24 protein-coding genes and 1 pseudogene are annotated in these 19,594 nt (G+C 52.8%); 7 read left to right on the forward strand and 18 right to left on the reverse strand.

Annotation, left to right across the window (positions count from 1 at the left end; all coding sequences use genetic code 11):
• Positions 1-318: 318 nt before the first annotated feature.
• The 3 genes from OGY04_RS03700 (at position 319) to OGY04_RS03710 (ending at position 2,966) form a co-directional block, all read left to right on the forward strand.
• On the forward strand, positions 319-1,011 hold the full coding sequence (locus OGY04_RS03700) for a phosphohydrolase (protein ID WP_111465419.1): 693 nt from the start codon (positions 319-321) through the stop codon (positions 1,009-1,011).
• A 76-nt stretch (positions 1,012-1,087) separates the two neighbouring features.
• The gene (locus OGY04_RS03705) at positions 1,088-2,518 is read left to right on the forward strand and encodes a DNA cytosine methyltransferase (RefSeq protein WP_395227200.1); all 1,431 of its coding nucleotides are present in this window, start codon (positions 1,088-1,090) and stop codon (positions 2,516-2,518) included.
• Positions 2,499-2,966, forward strand: coding sequence for a very short patch repair endonuclease (locus OGY04_RS03710; protein ID WP_286584793.1), 468 nt, complete (start codon positions 2,499-2,501; stop codon positions 2,964-2,966). Before OGY04_RS03705 ends, OGY04_RS03710 begins: the two co-directional genes overlap by 20 nt.
• On the opposite strand, the gene yedA is transcribed toward OGY04_RS03710, so the two are convergent.
• Positions 2,958-3,878 (reverse strand): drug/metabolite exporter YedA, encoded by a 921-nt coding sequence (gene yedA, locus OGY04_RS03715; protein WP_003834062.1) that lies wholly within the window; start codon positions 3,876-3,878, stop codon positions 2,958-2,960. The genes OGY04_RS03710 and yedA overlap by 9 nt on opposite strands.
• A 178-nt stretch (positions 3,879-4,056) precedes the next feature.
• Between yedA and OGY04_RS03720 the strand changes: the two genes are divergently transcribed.
• Both OGY04_RS03720 and OGY04_RS03725 read left to right on the forward strand, forming a co-directional pair.
• The gene (locus OGY04_RS03720) at positions 4,057-4,968 is read left to right on the forward strand and encodes a DUF808 domain-containing protein (RefSeq protein WP_100272212.1); all 912 of its coding nucleotides are present in this window, start codon (positions 4,057-4,059) and stop codon (positions 4,966-4,968) included.
• Between the two features lie 77 nt (positions 4,969-5,045).
• Positions 5,046-5,231, forward strand: a complete 186-nt coding sequence (locus OGY04_RS03725) for a YodC family protein (protein WP_286584795.1) — start codon at positions 5,046-5,048, stop codon at positions 5,229-5,231.
• A 206-nt stretch (positions 5,232-5,437) separates the two neighbouring features.
• Here the strand turns inward: OGY04_RS03725 and yodD are convergent, their stop codons facing one another.
• Positions 5,438-5,665, reverse strand: coding sequence for a YodD family peroxide/acid resistance protein (yodD, locus tag OGY04_RS03730; protein WP_003030417.1), 228 nt, complete (start codon positions 5,663-5,665; stop codon positions 5,438-5,440).
• A gap of 163 nt (positions 5,666-5,828) precedes the next feature.
• Between yodD and dsrB the strand changes: the two genes are divergently transcribed.
• Positions 5,829-6,017, forward strand: coding sequence for a protein DsrB (gene dsrB / locus OGY04_RS03735; protein WP_003030419.1), 189 nt, complete (start codon positions 5,829-5,831; stop codon positions 6,015-6,017).
• Between the two features lie 54 nt (positions 6,018-6,071).
• Here dsrB and rcsA read toward each other — a convergent pair whose 3' ends face one another.
• The 14 genes and pseudogenes from rcsA to fliF all read right to left on the reverse strand — a co-directional run bounded on the left by rcsA (position 6,072) and on the right by fliF (position 17,572).
• Positions 6,072-6,695 carry a transcriptional regulator RcsA gene (gene rcsA, locus OGY04_RS03740; RefSeq protein ID WP_003030421.1) on the reverse strand — a complete coding sequence of 208 codons (624 nt, stop codon included), beginning with the start codon at positions 6,693-6,695 and terminating at the stop codon, positions 6,072-6,074.
• Between the two features lie 233 nt (positions 6,696-6,928).
• Positions 6,929-7,769 (reverse strand): annotated as a pseudogene (fliR, locus tag OGY04_RS03745) (flagellar biosynthetic protein FliR).
• A gap of 8 nt (positions 7,770-7,777) precedes the next feature.
• Entirely contained in the window at positions 7,778-8,047 is a 270-nt protein-coding gene (gene fliQ / locus OGY04_RS03750) for a flagellar biosynthesis protein FliQ (protein WP_008785117.1), read from the reverse strand.
• 9 nt (positions 8,048-8,056) lie between these two features.
• Complete coding sequence (gene fliP / locus OGY04_RS03755; protein WP_003834056.1) at positions 8,057-8,794, reverse strand: flagellar type III secretion system pore protein FliP; 738 nt, start codon at positions 8,792-8,794, stop codon at positions 8,057-8,059.
• Positions 8,794-9,171, reverse strand: a complete 378-nt coding sequence (gene fliO, locus OGY04_RS03760; protein WP_103014243.1) for a flagellar biosynthetic protein FliO — start codon at positions 9,169-9,171, stop codon at positions 8,794-8,796. The genes fliP and fliO overlap by 1 nt, the downstream gene beginning before the upstream one ends.
• Positions 9,171-9,584: a flagellar motor switch protein FliN gene (gene fliN / locus OGY04_RS03765; RefSeq protein WP_003030433.1), complete on the reverse strand. Its 414-nt coding sequence runs from the start codon at positions 9,582-9,584 to the stop codon at positions 9,171-9,173. Before fliN ends, fliO begins: the two co-directional genes overlap by 1 nt.
• Positions 9,581-10,585 carry a flagellar motor switch protein FliM gene (fliM, locus tag OGY04_RS03770; RefSeq protein WP_003030434.1) on the reverse strand — a complete coding sequence of 335 codons (1,005 nt, stop codon included), beginning with the start codon at positions 10,583-10,585 and terminating at the stop codon, positions 9,581-9,583. The genes fliN and fliM overlap by 4 nt, the downstream gene beginning before the upstream one ends.
• Positions 10,586-10,589: 4 nt before the next feature.
• The gene (gene fliL, locus OGY04_RS03775) at positions 10,590-11,057 is read right to left on the reverse strand and encodes a flagellar basal body-associated protein FliL (RefSeq protein WP_003834054.1); all 468 of its coding nucleotides are present in this window, start codon (positions 11,055-11,057) and stop codon (positions 10,590-10,592) included.
• 104 nt (positions 11,058-11,161) lie between these two features.
• Complete coding sequence (gene fliK, locus OGY04_RS03780; protein WP_286584798.1) at positions 11,162-12,376, reverse strand: flagellar hook length control protein FliK; 1,215 nt, start codon at positions 12,374-12,376, stop codon at positions 11,162-11,164.
• On the reverse strand, positions 12,373-12,816 hold the full coding sequence (gene fliJ, locus OGY04_RS03785; protein ID WP_003834052.1) for a flagellar export protein FliJ: 444 nt from the start codon (positions 12,814-12,816) through the stop codon (positions 12,373-12,375). The genes fliK and fliJ overlap by 4 nt, the downstream gene beginning before the upstream one ends.
• A 21-nt stretch (positions 12,817-12,837) precedes the next feature.
• Entirely contained in the window at positions 12,838-14,208 is a 1,371-nt protein-coding gene (fliI, locus tag OGY04_RS03790; RefSeq protein ID WP_003030440.1) for a flagellar protein export ATPase FliI, read from the reverse strand.
• A complete protein-coding gene (gene fliH, locus OGY04_RS03795; RefSeq protein ID WP_003834049.1) occupies positions 14,208-14,915 on the reverse strand; it encodes a flagellar assembly protein FliH in 708 nt (235 codons plus the stop codon). The genes fliI and fliH overlap by 1 nt, the downstream gene beginning before the upstream one ends.
• Entirely contained in the window at positions 14,908-15,906 is a 999-nt protein-coding gene (gene fliG / locus OGY04_RS03800) for a flagellar motor switch protein FliG (RefSeq protein ID WP_003030443.1), read from the reverse strand. The genes fliH and fliG overlap by 8 nt, the downstream gene beginning before the upstream one ends.
• On the reverse strand, positions 15,899-17,572 hold the full coding sequence (gene fliF / locus OGY04_RS03805; protein ID WP_286584800.1) for a flagellar basal-body MS-ring/collar protein FliF: 1,674 nt from the start codon (positions 17,570-17,572) through the stop codon (positions 15,899-15,901). The genes fliG and fliF overlap by 8 nt, the downstream gene beginning before the upstream one ends.
• 216 nt (positions 17,573-17,788) lie before the next feature.
• On the opposite strand from fliF, the gene fliE reads away from it, so the two are divergent.
• Positions 17,789-18,103, forward strand: a complete 315-nt coding sequence (gene fliE, locus OGY04_RS03810) for a flagellar hook-basal body complex protein FliE (protein WP_003030448.1) — start codon at positions 17,789-17,791, stop codon at positions 18,101-18,103.
• 54 nt (positions 18,104-18,157) lie between these two features.
• Here fliE and yedF read toward each other — a convergent pair whose 3' ends face one another.
• Together yedF and yedE are read right to left on the reverse strand one after the other, a co-directional pair.
• A complete protein-coding gene (gene yedF / locus OGY04_RS03815; protein WP_000790504.1) occupies positions 18,158-18,391 on the reverse strand; it encodes a sulfurtransferase-like selenium metabolism protein YedF in 234 nt (77 codons plus the stop codon).
• On the reverse strand, positions 18,388-19,593 hold the full coding sequence (gene yedE, locus OGY04_RS03820; protein ID WP_204192098.1) for a selenium metabolism membrane protein YedE/FdhT: 1,206 nt from the start codon (positions 19,591-19,593) through the stop codon (positions 18,388-18,390). Before yedE ends, yedF begins: the two co-directional genes overlap by 4 nt.
• Position 19,594 lies beyond the last annotated feature (1 nt).

The raw sequence follows: 19,594 nt of genomic DNA on the forward strand, positions 1-19,594 counted from the left end.
ATTTCAAAATATTTCTTTTGCATCTTTATATAATTATATATGTGTGTTGATTACATTAGTATTTGTCATGTAAATGGTTTTTGATCAATGAGTTATATGTGTTTATCCATTTATTTGCTATGTGCATTTTATTTGTTTTGAATATTTGTTTTTAATATTCATGTAAATTACTTTTCGATATTTTTGTCATGGATTTTATAAATACATGTGGGTTTTGTTTTTAGTGTAATAATAAAAAATGATTATGTAATGAGGCGGGCAGTGGTCTGCAATGAAAATTGTTGCTAAGGTGATTTTCTTTCTACAAAGGGAGATAGCATGAAACTGCACGACTGGCAGTCGCGATTTGAAGCCTGGTTAGCTGATAACCATTCTGGACAAGATGCTGCACATGACATCTTTCACTTTCGACGTGTGTGGATGACGGCGCAAAAGCTGAGTACAGATGCAACCGTAGACTGGCTGGTGGTGCTGACCGCGTGCTACTTCCACGATCTCGTCAGTCTGCCAAAGAACCATCCTGAGCGTCATTGTTCGTCGGTACTGGCAGCCAAGGAAACACGTCGTGTTTTGATGCGCGATTTTCCGGATTTTCCACAACAGCGGTTATCGGCAGTGTGTCATGCCATTGAGGCGCATAGTTTTAGCGCCAAAATCGCGCCAGAAACCCTTGAAGCCAAAATCGTGCAGGATGCAGACCGGCTTGAGGCGCTGGGTGCAATTGGTTTAGCACGCGTATTTGCCGTTTCAGGGGCGTTGGGGGTTGCGCTGTTTGATGCGGAAGATCCGTTTGCCCGAAAGCGTAGCCTAGACGATAAACAGTACGCGCTCGATCACTTCCAGACCAAGTTATTGACGTTGCCGTTGACGATGCAAACCGAACGAGGGCGGCATTTGGCACAACATAATGCGGATTTTTTACTGACGTATATGGCGAAGCTGAGCGCGGAGTTAAAAGGAGAATACGAAATGCTGGATCTTGACGCGATTCAACCCTTTAAAGCGCGCTAGTCGCCAATAAGGCTGAAACGTCAACCGTGCTAATTTATGTTAATCTGTCGGTTATCCATTTCTGCCGGTTAAATGTATGCAGGATAATTTTTCAGTAGCAGGCTCCATGAACCCGATGACAGATGAAAACGAGACCGACGTGCAGGTGATGTTGGCTAAGTTGCTTGAAATATATGACGTGAAAACGCTGGTTGCTCATCTGAATGGCGTTGGCGAGAACCGCTGGAGCCCGGCCATTTTTAAACGAGTGGTTGCTAATGAAACATGGCATCGCCTCAGCGACCGCGAGCTCATTCATCTGAATACTTTGTTGCCGAAACCACCTGCGCATCATCCGCATTATGCCTTTCGCTTTATCGATCTTTTTGCTGGCATTGGCGGTATTCGTCGCGGCTTTGAAGCGATTGGCGGGCAGTGCGTGTTTACCAGTGAGTGGAACAAGCATGCGGTGCGCACCTATAAAGCGAACAACTACTGCGATCCGCTCCAGCACAACTTTAATGAAGATATTCGTGATATCACACTCAGCCATCACGATGGGGTGAGTGACCAGCAGGCGGCAGAACATATTCGCCAGCATGTTCCTGAACATGACGTGCTGTTAGCCGGATTCCCTTGTCAGCCATTTTCTCTGGCTGGTGTATCAAAGAAAAATGCGTTAGGGCGGGCACATGGTTTCGCCTGTGATACGCAAGGCACGCTATTTTTTGACGTGGTGCGCATTATCGATGCGCGTCGGCCCGCCATATTTGTGCTCGAAAACGTCAAAAACCTGAAGAGTCACGATCAGGGCAAAACGTTTCGCATCATTATGCAAACGCTGGACGAGCTGGGTTATGACGTAGCGGATGCGGCGGATAACGGCCCGGACGATCCGAAAATTATCGATGGGCAACATTTTTTGCCTCAGCATCGAGAACGTATCGTGCTTGTCGGCTTCCGACGCGATCTGAATTTGAAATCAGACTTTACGCTGCGGGATATTGTCACGCGTTATCCGCCGCGGCGTACCACGCTGGCGGAACTGCTTGAGCCGACCGTCGATGCGAAATATGTACTGACGCCGGTGTTGTGGAAATACCTCTATCGCTATGCGAAAAAGCATCAGGCGCGGGGCAATGGATTTGGCTATGGCATGGTGTATCCCGGTAACCCTGATTGTGTAACGCGCACGTTATCTGCGCGTTATTATAAGGATGGAGCGGAGATCCTGATTGACCGTGGTTGGGATATGGCGCTGGGTGAAAAAGATTTTGACGATCCGCAGAATCAGCGACACCGCCCACGCAGACTTACGCCCAGAGAGTGCGCGCGTCTGATGGGGTTTGAATCTCCGCAGGGCTATAAGTTCAGGATCCCTGTGTCAGATACCCAGGCTTATCGCCAGTTTGGTAATTCGGTGGTCGTTCCGGCATTTGCGGCGGTGGCCAGGCTGCTGGAGCCGAAAATCAGGCAGGCAGTTGCTATTCGCGAGAAAGAGAACCAGCGTGGCAGACGTTCACGATAAAGCAACACGCAGTAAAAATATGCGGGCGATAGCTACCCGCGATACCGCAATTGAAAAACGCCTTGCCAGCGTGCTGGCAGAGCAGGGGGTAACGTTTCGCGTGCAGGATGCGACGTTACCCGGTCGCCCTGATTTTGTGGTGGATGATTATCATTGTGTGATTTTTACTCATGGCTGTTTCTGGCACCACCACGATTGCTATTTGTTTAAAGTCCCCGCGACACGAACGGAATTCTGGCTGGAAAAAATAGGCAAAAATGTCCAGCGCGATGTGCGGGATTGTGAAAAGTTGCAGGTTCTGGGCTGGCGCGTACTTATTGTCTGGGAGTGCGCCCTGCGTGGTCGCGAAAAGCTGGACGATGAAGCGTTATCTGAACGTGTCATCGAGTGGATCTGCGGCGGTGGTGACACCGCGCAGATCGACACTCTCGGTATTCATTTACTGTAACGTTTTTTCCGACGGGGTAGCAACGGCATCCGCTTTAACAGGGAACAGGTATTTCCCCAACGTTACCAACACCACAGCAAACACGATCACGCCGAGCGCCAGCCATTCGATAGGGGCCAGTCTTTCTCCCCCCAGACCGGTACCTAACAGCACGGCAACAACCGGATTGACGTAGGCATAGCTGGTGGCTAGCGCCGGGCTGACATTGCGGATCAGGAACATATACGCATTAATGGCAATAATGGAGCCAAACAGGGCCAGGTAAGCCACCGCCATAAAGCCTGAAAATGTTGGCATGGTGGTCAGTTTTTCCCCGGAGAGTAGCGATGCACACATCAGCACAATACCGGCGGCTAACATTTCAATGGCTCCGGCCATCATGCCAACGGGTAGGGTAATGCGTGAACCGTACACCGAGCCAAACGCCCAGCTTATTGAACCGATTAGGATCAAAATAGCGCCCCACGGATTGCCACTTAAATTGCCCCCGCTGTTCAGCATGATGATCCCTGCTAGCCCAATCGCTATCCCCAACCATTCCAGCTTGCGCGTTTTGATGCCAAAAAAGTGGCTAAAACACAGCGTAAATAACGGGACGGTGGCGACCACAACGGCGGCAATACCGGAAGGGACATTTTGGTGTTCTGCGACGGTGACCAGCCCATTACCTACAGCCAGCAGCAGGATACCAATTAACGCGGCGTTCAGGATTAGGCGTAAGGGGGGCAGCTTGTGCCCGCGAATAAGTAAGAAACTTGTTAATAAAATGCCCGCGGAGAGAAAACGTACGGCTGCCATCATTAACGGCGGCCAGCTTTCAACGCCAATGCGAATAACGAAGTACGTGGAACCCCAAATGATGTACAGCGCGAATAGCGCACTGAAAAGCGGTAACAATTGCCTGAAACGCATAATCCCTCACGGTGGAAATAAAAAGGTGCAACATAGTAAACGTCAAAACTATCTTACTGGCGAGATTTATAATTACGTGTTGATGTTAAAAACTTGTTGACCAGAAAGGTCAGTTTCAGCATGGCGTGTTTTACTTCATACTTATGACTGCAAAAAAATAATATTGAGGGTGAAAATTTTGGCAGGAAGTAGCTTACTGACCTTACTCGATGATATCGCCACGCTACTGGATGATATCTCAGTGATGGGAAAACTGGCCGCGAAAAAAACCGCGGGCGTGCTGGGGGATGATCTGTCGCTTAATGCGCAGCAGGTATCGGGCGTGCGGGCGAACCGCGAACTCCCGGTGGTCTGGAGTGTGGCGAAAGGATCGTTTGTTAACAAAGTTATTCTGGTGCCGTTGGCGCTATTGATAAGCGCATTTATTCCCTGGGCGATCACCCCCTTATTAATGGTAGGCGGGGCGTTTCTCTGTTTTGAAGGGGTGGAAAAGGTTCTGCATACCCTGGAGGCGCGGAAGCACAAAGAAAGCCCGGAAGAGCGTCAGCAGCGTCTGGCTGCTCTGGCCGCACAGGATCCCCTCACCTTTGAGAAAGATAAAATCAAAGGGGCAATACGTACCGACTTCATTTTGTCTGCCGAGATTGTCGCAATTACGCTGGGTATTGTAGCGGACGCACCCTTGCTGAATCAGGTGTTGGTGCTATCAGGTATCGCGTTAGTGGTGACCGTGGGCGTGTATGGCCTGGTCGGGATTATCGTTAAGCTTGACGACATTGGGTACTGGTTGGCAGAAAAGCGTAGCCTGCTTGCCCAGTCGTTGGGCAAAGGGTTACTGGTGGTTGCCCCCTGGCTTATGAAAACACTTTCTGTGGTCGGCACACTGGCGATGTTTTTGGTGGGAGGCGGCATTGTGGTACACGGAATATCGCCGCTGCATCATGCGATTGAACATTTTGCTCAGCAGCAAAGTACATTGATTTCGCTAATGCTTCCGACCCTGCTTAACCTGGTGCTCGGCTTTATCATCGGTGGGATTGTCGTTTTGCTGGTGAAAGCGGTCGCCAGAGTGCGCGGAGTTTCGCACTAATTGTTACAGGACTGATTACGCAAAACGCCTCCTTGTCATCTAAGGTGTAAAGGTTTCTCTTGATACAGGAGGCAGGTATGGTCTTTTCTGTCAGTGAGGAAGTCACCTCTAAAGAAGGTGGCCCACGTATGATCGTTACCGGGTATGCCAGCGGAATGGTGGAGTGTCGCTGGTACGACGGCTTTGGCGTTAAACGGGAAGCATTCCGTGAAGATGAACTGGTGGTGCCTGGAGAGCGAAGACTGCTCTCCCAGGATGCCTGAACATTTGGCTCGACCGTAACCTGGTGATCTCTCACCCATTAGTTATATTTATCATTCCGGTGAGAATTATTTACTTGTCAGGCAAAAAAATTGCAGATAAGGTTTGGTTCACATCAGATTTTCTGGTGTAACGAATTTACAAGTGCTTCTTGCATAAGCAAGCTTGATCCCGACCCGATAAGGGCCGGGATTTTTTTCGCCCTCAGTCAGCGATTGATCTCCGACACGCTAAAGTCATGGATATCAAGCTCGAACGCATCGGCCAGTTCATGCCATGTATGGTAATCACGCCCGTCAACGCTGACGCGCTCTGGGTCATCCTGGCTGCGATGAATTTCACTCTCGCAAATTTCGTTGATTGCCTTTAGCAGCGCGTCGACATCGACGCTGACTTCACGTTTGGCCGTATCGCTGTACTCTTTCGCGGTTTTCATCCTCATACCTCTCAACCGTTAAGGATACCGGGGGAGCGTACCCAAACATCAGATACGCACAACTTAAGTATAGACCGTCGATAAAACCCGCAATCGCGCGTGCACAGCGCTGCCAGAAAAAGGAATTTGTTCTACACTGGCACAAAGCCACAGGAGGAAAACTATGAAGGTGAATGATCGGGTTACAGTCAAAACGGACGGCGGTCCTCGTCGACCGGGCGTGGTACTGGCAATCGAAGAGTTTAGTGAAGGCACCATGTACCTGGTTTCGCTGGAAGACTACCCGCTCGGTATCTGGTTCTTTAATGAATCAGGTCATCAGGATGGTATCTTTGTGGAAAAAGTGGAGTGAGATGAGTTTCGCTGTTTGATTCTGACTGGTGGAGTCGCCACCAGTCAGAACGTTTTAGCGCATATTCACAAAGATACCATTGGTGACGTTATCCGTAAGCCTTACAACGTGATAGATAACTTGCTTATTATGCGTTTTAATCTTTCGTTTTATATTCCCCTTATGGGATGACACCGTCTTGGCTTTGATATTCATTTGATCTGATATCTGTATTGTTCCCTGACCCTCCATCCACATACGCAGCATGCTGGATTCGGTTCGACTTAATGATAATGTCGGCAGATTCACATCAATAGCAATATCTACTTCCTTTTTCAGAATATCGCCAAGTAGTTTATCCAGTGAGTCAGGTTTAATCGATTTAGAACTAATCAATAAATTTTTTCTGACGAGTAGATATTCATCAAAATGCACGTTGGCAATTGCCATAAACACAATAAATAATGTGCTGGGATGCTGATTAATGATTTGCTTTATTTGCTGGCTATTAGCAGGATCGTGGATAAAGCAGTCCTCATTAATAAACACCACAGCGGGTTGTTGAGAGACACAGGCGAGACTGAGTTCATCAACGTTGGAAATGTTGTTGATTTCCCTTTTTTTCACTCCCCGACTTACCAGATATCCGGTTAACCCTAGTCGGGTGTAACTGCATAAATCCATAATAATCGTTGACATGGCATACCCTCACTCAATGCGTAACGATAATTCCCCTTACCTGATTATTTCATCACAACTAAACGGAATAATAACGACCCAAGATGACGCTTTCGCTGTTTTTCAGGCGAATTTACTATCCCGTAAAGTTGCGTATAATTTGCCAGGAAACATCTTAAAGTAAAGTGAATGTTGCGTTATGTGAGTGAGGCAAAAACAAATAAGCCGCGACAGAGATATCCTGGTGGATGTTGTCACTTTTTAAATTTAGGACAATCCTTAGTAAAACAGGATAAAAAATAAGGGTTATTATTTTCCAGGCATTTCGCTGACGATATCGGCCAGTAAATTAAAAATTTCACTGAATAATCGTTCGCAGAATGGCGCAATTAATGGCATTAGCGCCGCCATTAGTGAAATACCTACGGTCAGAGTGAGAGGAAAGCCGATGACGAAAACCGACAGCTGTGGTGCCATGCGATTTAACAAACCAAGTGCAAGGTTCAGCGTGAGCAGCAGCGTCATTACCGGCAGGGCCAGCATTAGCCCGTTGAGGAAAATCAGGCTGCCCGCCCGTGCCAGCGCGAGAAACGCATTGCTGTTCACCGGATTGCCGCCGATGGGCAGAGTATGAAAAGTATCTACCAGCAGCGAAATCAGCCATAAATGGCCGTTAAAGGTGAGGAACAGCAGCATGGCGAGCATGTCGATCAGTCGTGCCAGAACCGGCATATTCAGACGGCTACCGGGATCGAAGAACGTCGCGAAGGAAAGGCCCATTTGCAGGCCAATTAATTCCCCGGCGGTACGTACTGCGGCAAACGCAAACTGCATGGTGAAGCCTAATGCGATACCGATCAGGATTTGTTGCATTGCCTGCCAAAGCGCGCCAACAGAAAAGATGGGGACGTCAACGGCGGGAATCGATGGGGCGATAACGACGGTAATCATCAACCCCAGCCCCAGCTTTACCCGTTTGGGGATGGCTCGTTCACTGAGGATGGGGGCCGTTGAGATGAGCGCCAGTATGCGCAACAAAGGCCAGAAGTATAAATTCAGCCAGTGGAGCCACTCAACGCTGGACACCTGCAACATAACGTTGTCTACCCGATGATATAGGGGATATTGCTGAACAGCGTACGCACGTAGTCGAGCAGCAGGTTAAGCATCCACGGGCCAGCAACAATGATGGCAATAAACACCGCGACAATTTTGGGGATGAAGGACAGCGTCATTTCGTTAATCTGGGTCGCCGCCTGCAGAATACTGATGATAAGACCCGTGATGAGAGCGACCAACAGCAAAGGCGCGGCAAGGGCCAGGGCGACTTTCATCGCCTCTGTGCCCATCATCATGACCGATTCAGGAGTCATTTCGTGCCCCTAACTGTAAAAGCTTTGTGCCAGCGAGCCGACAAGTAGCTGCCAACCGTCTACCAACACAAACAGCATCAGCTTGAACGGCAACGCGATTGTGGCGGGCGGGACCATCATCATCCCGAGCGCCATCAACACGCTGGCGATCACCAGGTCGATAATCAGAAACGGAATAAAAATGGTAAAGCCTATCTGGAATGCTGTTTTCAGCTCACTGGTGACATAAGCGGGCAGCAAAATTCGCATCGGCACGGCTTCTGGTCCCTGTAACGGACCGCTGTTTGCTAAGCGCGCGAAGAGTGCCAGATCGGCTTCACGGGTCTGGCGCAACATAAACTCACGCAGCGGCTGGGCGCCTTTCTCCATGGCTTCCTGCATGGAGATCTTCTCTTCGCTGAACGGTTGGTATGCGTCAACGTAGATTTTATCGATCACCGGCGACATGATGAAAAAGGTCAAAAAGAGCGCCAGGCCCAGGAGCACCTGGTTAGGTGGTGCTGAGGGGGTACCCAGCGCATTTCGCAGTAGACCAAAAACGATGATGATGCGGGTGAAGCTGGTCATCATCAGCAAAATTGCAGGCAGGAACGTCAGCGAGGTGATGAACACCAGCGTCTGCACGGGTAACGTCCAGTTTTGTCCGCCGCCCGGCAAAGGCTGACTGACCAGACCCGGGAGTTGGGCGAGGGCAACGGGGCTGAAAAGCCACAAGCCTGCCAGCGTAAGGGATAACAAACGGCGCATCAGGATCTCCCAGGACGCTTCAGCAAACTCTTCATCATGGCCTGGAAATCCGCAGGGGAGGCCGTTTTTTCTTCTGCATCGGCAGGTGCCGGGGGCAGGGTGTGCAGGACGTTAATCTGCGAGGCTGTGACGCCTAGTACCAGACGGGCATCTTCGACCTCGACAATCACCACGCGCTCACGTGGACCCAGTGAGGTGCTGGCCGTAACTTTTAGCCCGCGCGTACCGGCACTTTTAGGGGCAAACCCCAGACGTTTAATGACCCAGGCCGCCGCCAGGATCAAGACGATGATCCCGAGCAGCGCGCCGCTTACCTGCACCAGCGGTGAGCCGGGAACGGCGGCGGGTTGAGAAACGGTAGCCTGGGTATTCATGATTAACGGCTCAGACGGCGCATACGTTCAGACGGGGTGATAATGTCAGTGATACGCACACCGTATTTGTCCGCAACTACGACGACTTCGCCCTGGGCAATCAGATAACCGTTGATCAGAATATCCAGCGGTTCGCCTGCCAGACCATCCAGTGCGACAACCGAACCCTGCGTCAGACGCAGCAGCTCTTTGATGGTCATGCGGGTACGGCCCAGTTCGACGGTCAGCTTGACCGGAATGTCCATGATCAGGTCGATGTCCTGCAAAGCACCGCTGACGTCGCCGCCACCTAACTGCTGGAATACCGCATCGGCCGCACTTTTGGTGGGCGTGGTTTTTTGCTCGTTTAACGCGTCAGCCCACAGATCGTCCAATGCGCCAGTGTTCTCATCGGACGGATTATTCATATCACTCATTTGGGCTGTTCCTCATTCAGCGAATTCAAAATCGGGTTTATCAGATGTTCTACGCGTAACGCATACTGACCGTTTACGGTGCCATACTGGCTGGTCAGCACAGGCACGCCGTCCACATGAGCAATAATGCGGTCGGGTTTTTCAATCGGCAGTACATCGCCGGGTTTCAGTTTTAAAATCTGGGATAGCCGCAGCGGGATATCGGCAAAGTTTGCCACCAGCTCCAGCTCAGAATGCTGAACCTGACGCACCAGATTATTGCGCCAGTTCTGATCTTCATTACGTGAGTTTTCCAGCGGCGGATTCACCAGCAGCTCACGCAACGGTTCAATCATGCTGAATGGCAGACAGATGTTAAATTCACCGGTCAGGTTGCCAATTTCAACGTGGAACGGGGTATTCACCACGATGTCGTTCGGAGAGGTAGTGATATTGGTAAATTTCACCTGCATCTCAGAACGGACGTATTCCACTTCCAGCGGGTTGATGGCCTTCCATGCGTCGCTGTAGCTTTCCAGCGCCAACTTCAACATGCGGTTGATAACGCGCTGTTCCGTGTGCGTAAATTCGCGACCTTCGACTTTCGTCGGGAAACGACCGTCACCGCCAAACAGGTTGTCTACGGCGATAAATACCAGACTCGGTGAGAACACCACCAGACCCGTACCGCGCAGCGGCTTCAGGTGGATTAAGTTCAGGTTGGTCGGAACCGGTAAGTTGCGCGCAAATTCATGGTATGGCTGGATACGGATCGCACCCACGGTAATATCCGGGCTACGGCGCAACAGGTTAAATAACCCCATACGGAACTGGCGCGCAAAGCGTTCGTTAATGATCTCCAGCGCCTGTAAACGCTCACGTACCACGCGACGCTGAGTGTTGGGATCATAAGGACGAATATCGCTTTCTTTTGCGATACCTGAAATGGGTTCGTCTTTGGTTTCGCTATCGCCGTTGAGCAATGCGTCGATTTCAGCCTGAGAAAGAATACTGTCGCCCATGTCTTTACCGCAGAATAAAAGCTGTATAAAGAACGTCGGTGACAACCTGTTTCGGCTGCCCAACAACGAGCGGAGTCGCCAGCGTCTCTTTGATGGCGGTAATCAGCTGTTGCTTACCTTCCTCGGTGGCGAGTGTGGCTGCATTCTGACGAGAGAACAGCAGTAGCAAGCGGCTGCGCACTTCCGGCAGATATTCGTTAAGACGTGAACGTGTCGCCTCATCTTTCATGCGCAGCGTGATACCGATATACAGCACACGATCTGCATCACCCAGATTGACGGTAAAGGTATCCAACGCAAAGAATACCGGGGCTGGCGGTGGAGGCGGTTCCGCTTTGACGCTGGCGGACGGCTGCTGCTGCATGCGCCAGTAGCTATAACCCGCAGTTGCGCAGGCGGCGAGGGTAATTAATACCAGCAGAGGGATCCAAATAGCGCGTTTACTTTTTTTGTTAATCGCGGAGTCAGTCATCAGATACGGGCTTCCTGTTTCGGTACAGCTTATGGGCTGATTATCCCGTGTCCTGTCCACGACAAAGCGTGGAAAAGACGCGGATAATCATGCTACCTCTGGCGTTAGGCGAAGATGTCTACTGCGCCATCGCCGCGGGCAGCGGCTTGCAGCGAGGCTGGGGTTGCCAGTATTGCGTCATCTTCAGCGGCAAAAATGTCTTGTCCTTGAGCGCGACCAGCCTGCTGTTGCTGCCCGGAAGACTGCTGATGGCCAGCGAAGCTTTCACTGCTGATGTTGCTTTGCCCCAGTTGAATGCCGCTTTCAGCCAACTGCGTACGCAGCATCGGTAATGCGGCTTCCAGTGCGGCGCGCACGTGACTGTGCGGTGAAACCATTTGTAACTGTGCGAGGTTGTCGTCCAGCTTGAGGGAAATATGTACCTGACCCAGGTCCTGCGGATGCAGACGCAGCTCTGCGCTTTGCTGGCCCTGACGCGTGAATAATGTGACGTGCTGGCTCAGTGATTGCTGCCATTCATGGCTACCTAACGGAGCGCTTAACACTGGCGCGGCCGTCGGTAACGGTTGTGCGTGTGTTTGTGGACCACTTAGCGGGGCCGCAGTCATGCCAATGCTGGTCGGTGACGGGGTGCTGTCGATTTCAGCTCTGGCGTTCGCCGCCGCCGTCAGCGGGGTTAGTGCTGTATTGTTTGCCTGATTAGCACCACCGCCAGCAAGTGTGACATCCGCTTTGCCTTTTTTGGCATCACCCGGCAGCAATTCGTCTGCATTATCAGTCGTCGCGCCGTGTGCAGCGCCACGTGACAACGCCGAAAGCGTGGCATCAACCGGGGCTGGTGCGCTGTCGACGGCAGGCGTAGCCAGCGGTTGTCCTGGTAGCATGGCGAACAATGCGCTCAGGTTGGCGAGATCGTCATCACTCAGCGTGGTGTTTTTTTCGTCCTGTTGAGCAACTTTGCCCAGCGTCGTCAGGGCATTAGCTTTCAGTGAAGGTGTGAGAGCAGACAATAGTTGCTGAGCGTCTGTCATGTCGGCAAGAGAAGACTCGGTTTGTAGCTCTTGTTGCGCCAACAGATCGGTTAATTTGACCGACTGTGCGGCATCGCCATTTTTTTGCAGTAATCCTTTCTGCAGCTTACTGCTGGCCGCCTGTAAGTCGGCAAGCGACAGCGGAGCGTCTTTACCCTGCGCGTCGCCCGCACCTAATGCGCCAGCCAGCAGCGCTAAAAAATCCTCGGGTGAATCTACCGCTTTGCCTGACTGAAGACCTGCGGCTACGTCGGTGTCGGTGGTAATCAGTTGGGGTAAAGTAATCATTCGGGTTTCCTCATAGCTGCGCGCTGAGCAAATTCATCCATTTTTTTCTGGTCCAGACGGTTTTCGGCCAGTAACGCCGCCGAGGTTTGTCTGTCCTGCAACGTCTGCCACGCCTGTAATCGTTGTTTTTTGTCGCGCCAACTGTTCAAAGCCATGTCCACTTTTTGCGTCCACTGATTGAGCTGTTGGCGGTGTTGCTCAATCGCTTTTTCCAGCGTCTGAATAAATTGCTGGTAGTTAATCCAGCGATTGCTGGTAATACCCTGGCCCATATCGGTATTCAGATTGTTGCGATACTCATGCTGATAATCGATCAGCATTTTTAACTGTTCTTCTGCCTGCTGACAGCCACGACGCATCTCTCCTAATAAGACAGCGGCGTCATCTACCTCTTTTTCAGCCAGGTCTTTCAGTGTTGCTAACGCACCATGTTGTGCCATGACCTATGCTCTCCTGCTTAATCACACACCAGGGAAAATCAGTTCTAAAGCTTGTAGAGAATCTTCCCAGTCAGCCCGTTCAAAGATGCCTTGCTGTAAAAACGCTTCCAGCTGTGGCCATAAGGCGATGGCTTTATCCAGCATTGGATCGCTGCCTTTGGCATACGCCCCCACGCTAACCAGATCGCGGTTACGCTGGAAGCTGGACAGCAACTGTTTAAAGTTGCGCACCCGTGCGTAATGTTTTTCACTAATGAGCGCGGTCATGGCGCGGCTGATCGAGGCTTCAATATCGATGGCCGGATAGTGACCCGCCTCGGCCAGATGACGTGACAGCACAATGTGGCCGTCCAGAATTGCGCGCGCGGAATCGGCAATCGGGTCCTGCTGGTCGTCACCCTCGGTCAGTACCGTATAAAAAGCGGTGACTGAACCGCCGCCGTGAATACCGTTCCCGGCACGTTCAACCAGCGCCGGTAATTTGGCGAATACTGACGGCGGATAACCTTTAGTCGCCGGCGGCTCGCCGATCGCCAGGGCTATCTCACGTTGCGCCATCGCATAGCGGGTGAGGGAATCCATAATCAGCAATACGTGCTGTCCGCGATCGCGGAAATCTTCGGCGATGCGCGTGGCGTAGGCCGCGCCTTGCATACGTAACAGCGGCGAGACGTCCGCCGGAGCGGCAATCACTACCGAGCGTGCGCGACCGTCAGCGCCGAGAATATTTTCAATAAAATCTTTAACTTCGCGGCCACGCTCGCCAATCAGGCCCACGACGATGACGTCGGCCTGGGTATAACGCGCCATCATGCCGAGCAGGACGCTTTTACCGACGCCGGAACCTGCGAAAAGCCCCATACGCTGGCCGCGACCTACGGTTAACAACGCGTTGATGGGGCGTACACCGGTATCCAGGACGTGTTCAATTGCGGTACGTTGCAGCGGGTTAAACGGCGGTGTAATCAGCGCGCCGGTTTCGGTGGTATCCGGGGCGGGCAGTCCGTCGAGCGGTTTGCCGCTGCCGTCCAGCACACGCCCCAGCAGAGCAGGGCCAAGCGGTAATTGCTTCCCGCTTTGCAGACCTTCTCCGGCAATGTTCTTCGCGTACACGCGCGCGCCGGGCAGAACGCCTTCGACCTCTTCGAGCGGCATCAGAAACAGACGTTGACCGTTAAAGCCTACGACTTCGCTTTCAACTTCCTGGGTTTCGTTGCCATCCTGGCGTTCAATGACGCAGGTGGCACCCAGCGGTAGCTGTAACCCCGTGGCTTCCAGCACCAGCCCGGTTGCGCGGGTCAGGCGACCGTAACGACGCACCGCAGGCAACAGAGACATTTTCTCTTCGAAGTTGTCCAGCGTATTGAGCCAGCGAGTCAGGCGAGTGGTCATTACACGACTCCCGGCGCTGCCAGACGGCAGAGTTCTTGCCAGCGTGTGGCGACGCTGGCATCCAGATCGCCTTCGTCGGCTGAAACTTTACATCCGCCGTGATGCAGCGTGGGATCGCCGCGCAGCCGCCAGCCGTGCAGGCTGAGAGTGGCACCGAGCATCTCCTCAACACGCTGGAGATCGTCCGGATGTACGCGCAACTGTGGCTTACCGCTAAACAGCGGTTCCTGTTGCAATAACTGTTGGATCTGCTTAATCAGCGCAGCGTTATCCACGATAGGCGTCTGACCAATCACCTGACGCGCAGCTTCCAGCGCCATTTGCATCAGGCGCGAGGCAATGACGCTGTCCAGTGCGTCCAGCGTATTCTGAAACTCGCTCACCAGCTGCTGCATACGGGCATGAATCGGCGCATGCTGCGCACGCGCCTGGTTCTGGCCTTGCTCCAGCCCCTGGCTCAGACCTTCCTGATAGCCTTGTTCATGACCCTTTTGTCGACCTTCCGCCAGCCCCGCGTTATACCCTTGCTCATGGGCCTGCATTTGCAGCTGTGCGAGCTGTTGTTCAAGCTGTTGCTCTGCTGAAAGCTCGGGTTCTTCCGTCTCTTCGGACAGCGGCGTTTCGCTGTGGTCAGCCAGCACGAACTCTGCCATCGGTGGGGCGAGATCGTCCGGAGTCCAGACTTTCCACGGCAGTTCGTTAGACATAGGTATCCTCGCCGCTGCCGATCACCATCTCGCCGGTTTCCGCCAGACGACGCACAATAAGCAGAATCGCTTTCTGTTCGTTTTCCACCTGCGACAAGCGCACCGGACCGCGGTTGGCAAGGTCGTCGCGCAGAATATCGGCAGCACGTTGCGACATGTTGCGCAGGAACTTCTCGCGTAGCGGCTGTTCGGCACCTTTCAGCGCAATCAGCAGCGATTCGGAATCCACTTCCTGCAGCAGGCGCTGGATACTGCGATCGTCGACGTCCACCAGGTTTTCGAACAGGAACATCTCGTCGATAATTTTCTGCGCCAGTTCGCCGTCGAATTCGCGCACGGCGGTGATAACCGCTTCTTCCTGCTGGGTTTTCATCAGGTTGATAATTTCTGCCGCCGTTCTCACGCCGCCCATTTTGCTGCGCTTGAGGTTCTGGCCATCGAGCAGACCGTTCAGTACCTCGGTCAGTTCTGCCAGCGCGGCAGGCTGTACGCCGCCGAAGGTGGCGATACGCAGCATCACGTCGTGACGTAAACGCTCGTCGAACAGCGCCAGAATATCGGCGGCCTGGCCCCGTTTGAGGTGCACCAGAATGGTGGCGATAATCTGCGGATGCTCGTCGCGGATAAGGTCGGCGGCGCTTTGCGGCTCCATAAAGTTGAGCGTTTCAATGCCGCTGGTGGTATCGCGGGTTTCCAGAATATCTTCCAGCAGGCTGGAGGCGCGTTCCTCGCCCAGCGCTTTCACCAGCACAGAGCGCAGATATTCGTTGGCATTGATATTCAGCGCGGCAAACTGTTCTGCTTCTTGCTCAAATTCGGCCAGCACTTCAGTCAACTGTTTGTTGGAGATCTGGCGTACGTTCGCCATCGCTGTACTCAGCGCCTGAACTTCGCGCGTGGAAAGGTGTTTAAACACCTCTGCCGCGCGATCTTCGCCAATGGTCATCAGCAGGATGACGCTTTTATCGGTACCGGTAAGGGCATTACTCATGATCGTTACTCATCCACTGGCGAATGACCAGCGCCACGACGCGCGGATCGTTATCTGACATTTCACGAATACGCTGGCTCATCACTTCTGCACCCAGACGCTGATTCGTACGACGCTGCTGGGTCTGTTCGTCTTTGCTGAGGCGAACTTCTACCGCTTCTTCGGTTTCCTGACGGATCCGCGTTTGTTCTTGAACCGCTTTTGCTTCTTCGCTGCGGCGAACCAACTGCGGGCGAACAGCTTTGCGCCACAGGATCCAGGCAACTAGCAGAACCAGTAACCAACGGCCTGCGGTCATCAACTGATCAATAAAGAACGGCTGTTTCCAGAACGGCAGCTCGCCAATGGAATCGTCGGTCGCCGTGAACGGAGAGTTCACCACGTTCAGGGTATCGCCACGTTTATCGGAGAAGCCCATCGCTTCGCGGGTCAGGTCCTCAATCTGTTTCATCTGATCGGCGGTTAACGGCAGTGGTTTGCCGTCCGGCAACGTTTTATAGTTGACCACCACAGCCACCGATAGACGCTGCACATCGCCGACGTTCATTTTGGTGTGGCGAATGGTACGGTCGACTTCATAGTTGCTGGTTTCATTGCGCTGCGTACTGCGTGGACCGGCATTATTGCTGTTATTTGCCGTCTGCGTGGTTTGCGCATTTTGCTGATTAGCCGGTGGGTTGGCGATTGGCGCGGTATTCGCCGGTGCTGGTTGATTGGACAACGCGCCCGGTACGCCGCCTGGCGCTCCGCTTCCGATCTGCTCGCTGACGTTTAACTGACGTGAACGTAGCACGGCCTGGGAATCATCACCGTTTGGACGGTACTGTTCTTCGGTTTGCTCTTTATTAGCAAAATCCAGCTGCGCGGTGACCTGCGCATGTACGTTACCGTTGCCGACAATCGGCGACAGGATCGACTCGATACGACGTTGAACGCGGCCTTCGACATCGCTGGCGTATTTCAACTGCGCATCGTTAAGATCGCGGCTGCTGGTGTTTGACTGAGTTAACAGATGACCCGCCTGGTCGACCAGCGTAACGTTGCCCGGCGGTAACCCGGCGACAGCGCTGGAAACCAGATGCGTAACTGCACTGATCTGACCTTCATCCAGTGCGCGCCCCGGCTCAAGGTTAACGGTCACGGAGGCCGAAGGCGCTTTTTGCTCACGCACAAACAGCGACGGTTTCGGCATTGCCAGATGCACGCGGGCGCGTTTTACCGGTCCCAGCGTTTCAATGGTACGGGCTAATTCACCTTCCAGCGCACGCTGGTAGTTGACCTGCTCGCTAAACTGGCTGATACCAAACTTTTCCTGATCCAACAGTTCAAAACCAACGGCGCCGCCTTTCGGCAGGCCTTGCTGCGCCAGACGTAAGCGCAGTTCGTGGACTTTATCGGCAGGAACTTCGATAGCACCGCTTCCCTCAGTAAAACGATAGGGAACGTTCATCTGCGTCAGTTGGGTGACAATCGCGCCACCATCCTGATCGGAAAGATTGCTGAACAGCGTGCGATAGTCAGGCGCTTTGGCCCACAGGACCATCGCCACGATGATAGCGATGGCAGCGGCTCCCGCCACAATCAAAGGGATTCTGGGATTCGCGCGCAGGCGGTTTAACCACTCGAGAGGTTTAAGCTGGGTTGCAGTCGATGCTGTCGCACTCATCTCGCACCTCGTGGCTTATCGTGGACGGCGTTTTTTGCAAAGTGGAACAAGACTCACTCCCGGGTCAGCAAACTCGAAAAATTGACGGTCTCATTATTTGCGGTTTCGAATTTTTCTATGCGTTAAAAACCGTGGTTTTTTATCGTTATTTAACGCCTTTATCTTATTGACTAACTGGTAATCTCAGCTACGTAAAAAATCATCCAGGGGATCAGAATGTCGGCAATACAGGGGATTGAAGGGGTCATCAGCCAGTTACAGGCCACGGCGATGTCAGCAAAAATGCAGGATATGCAGCCACAACCGACCGTGAGTTTTGCCGGACAACTGCATGCGGCGTTAGACAGAATCAGCGATGTGCAAACCGCGTCCCGTACGCAGGCTGAGAAATTTACCCTGGGTGAGCCGGGTATTGCGTTAAATGATGTGATGACCGATATGCAAAAAGCGTCGGTATCGATGCAGATGGGTATTCAGGTGCGTAACAAACTGGTGTCGGCGTATCAGGAAGTCATGTCGATGCAAGTGTAGGGACAACGTGCAGAGAATGTTTGCCGGATAAGCGCAGTGCCATCCGGCAACCAGTTACTTCTGAATCAAATAGCGGATCGTTGGACCATCCTGCTGAATATCCAGCACCGTATAGCCGTGATTACGCGCATCCAGTGGAATATTGTTGATTGACTGCGGGCAATCGCTCACCACTTCCAGAATTTCACCTTTCTTCAATTGCGGCATCGCTTCCAGCGTGGCTACAGCCGGGTACGGACACGGTTCGCCGACCATATCGAGGCGATAATCAGGCACGATATTTTTCATACAGACTCCTTGGCAGGCGTCAGCCCTGCGCGACGGAAGAAACGTTTTTCCCAGCCGATAATCAGCATCAGCGCGGCAAACAACAGCAGATAGGTCACCAGCAGACCGCCGAGCGGACCGAAGGTGTTGAGCAGATTCACTTTGTCCCAGCTGGTGGCAAGCGCGGGAGCAAAATCATCCCAGTAGTAGGCCAGAATGGTCGAGCCAATAACGTTGCCCAGACCAACCCACCAGTAATGCACCTGGCCTTCAACGGCGCGGTACATCCAGCCGGTTTCACATCCGCCCGCTAAAACGATGCCAAAGCCGAACAGCAAGCCACCAATCACCGCATTCGGACCCGCCCACATGATTTTAGGCTCGACGCCCAGTTGCACGTAGCTAAAAATACCGATGGCGCTGACCGCCATCCCGAAGATGATCGCTTTTGCCATGTGGGTGCGACCGGAAATCCACAGGTCGCGGAAGGCGGATGTGAAGCAGATTTGCGCCCGTTCAATCAGCAGACCGAACCCAACGCCGAACAGCATCGCCAGACCGAGCTTGGGTTTATCCATCGCCGTGAGTAGCGCCCAGCCGATCATGCCGATAAACACCAGCATGCCCAGGCGGAAACGGCGACGGGCCTGATCCGGCTTTTGCGTTAACGGCGAAGCGGCGGAGACTTTTTGCATTTTGACCGGAATACGGAACATTGGCAGCAATGTAAAGCGTGCGCCAAACCAGGAGCCAATAGCCGTGGCTAGCGCAAAAAACCAGGCGTGTAGTGAGAACTGCGGAATGCCGGTGAAGAATGCGGCCAGGTTACAGCCCATTGCCAGCCGTGCGCCGAATCCGGCGATTGCCCCGCCGACTATCGCCTGCATAATGCGCACCCGACTGCGCGGCATGCGTAACTTGACGTTGTTGGCCCACAGTGCGGCAGCAAAGCAGCCGCCGAACATACCGAGGATCATCATGCCGTCGATGCGGGTCAGGGGTGAGCCTTCGAGATGGATCAGCTTGTAGTATCCCCACTCTTCGGCGTGCACGCCAAACAGTTGCAGGATTTGACCACCCCAGCGGGTGAATTCACCGGTAACGGCCCAGAAGGTTCCCGTAATGCCGAAATAGTAAGTGGAGAGAATACCCGCTGCGATGACCGCAGGGGCGGGGGCCCAAAATTTAATTAACCAGGCCTGTTTGAAGTGTTGCCATGACATG

The sequence above is a fragment of the Citrobacter sp. Cpo091 genome (assembly GCF_030332645.1).
Lineage (GTDB): Bacteria > Pseudomonadota > Gammaproteobacteria > Enterobacterales > Enterobacteriaceae > Citrobacter > Citrobacter portucalensis.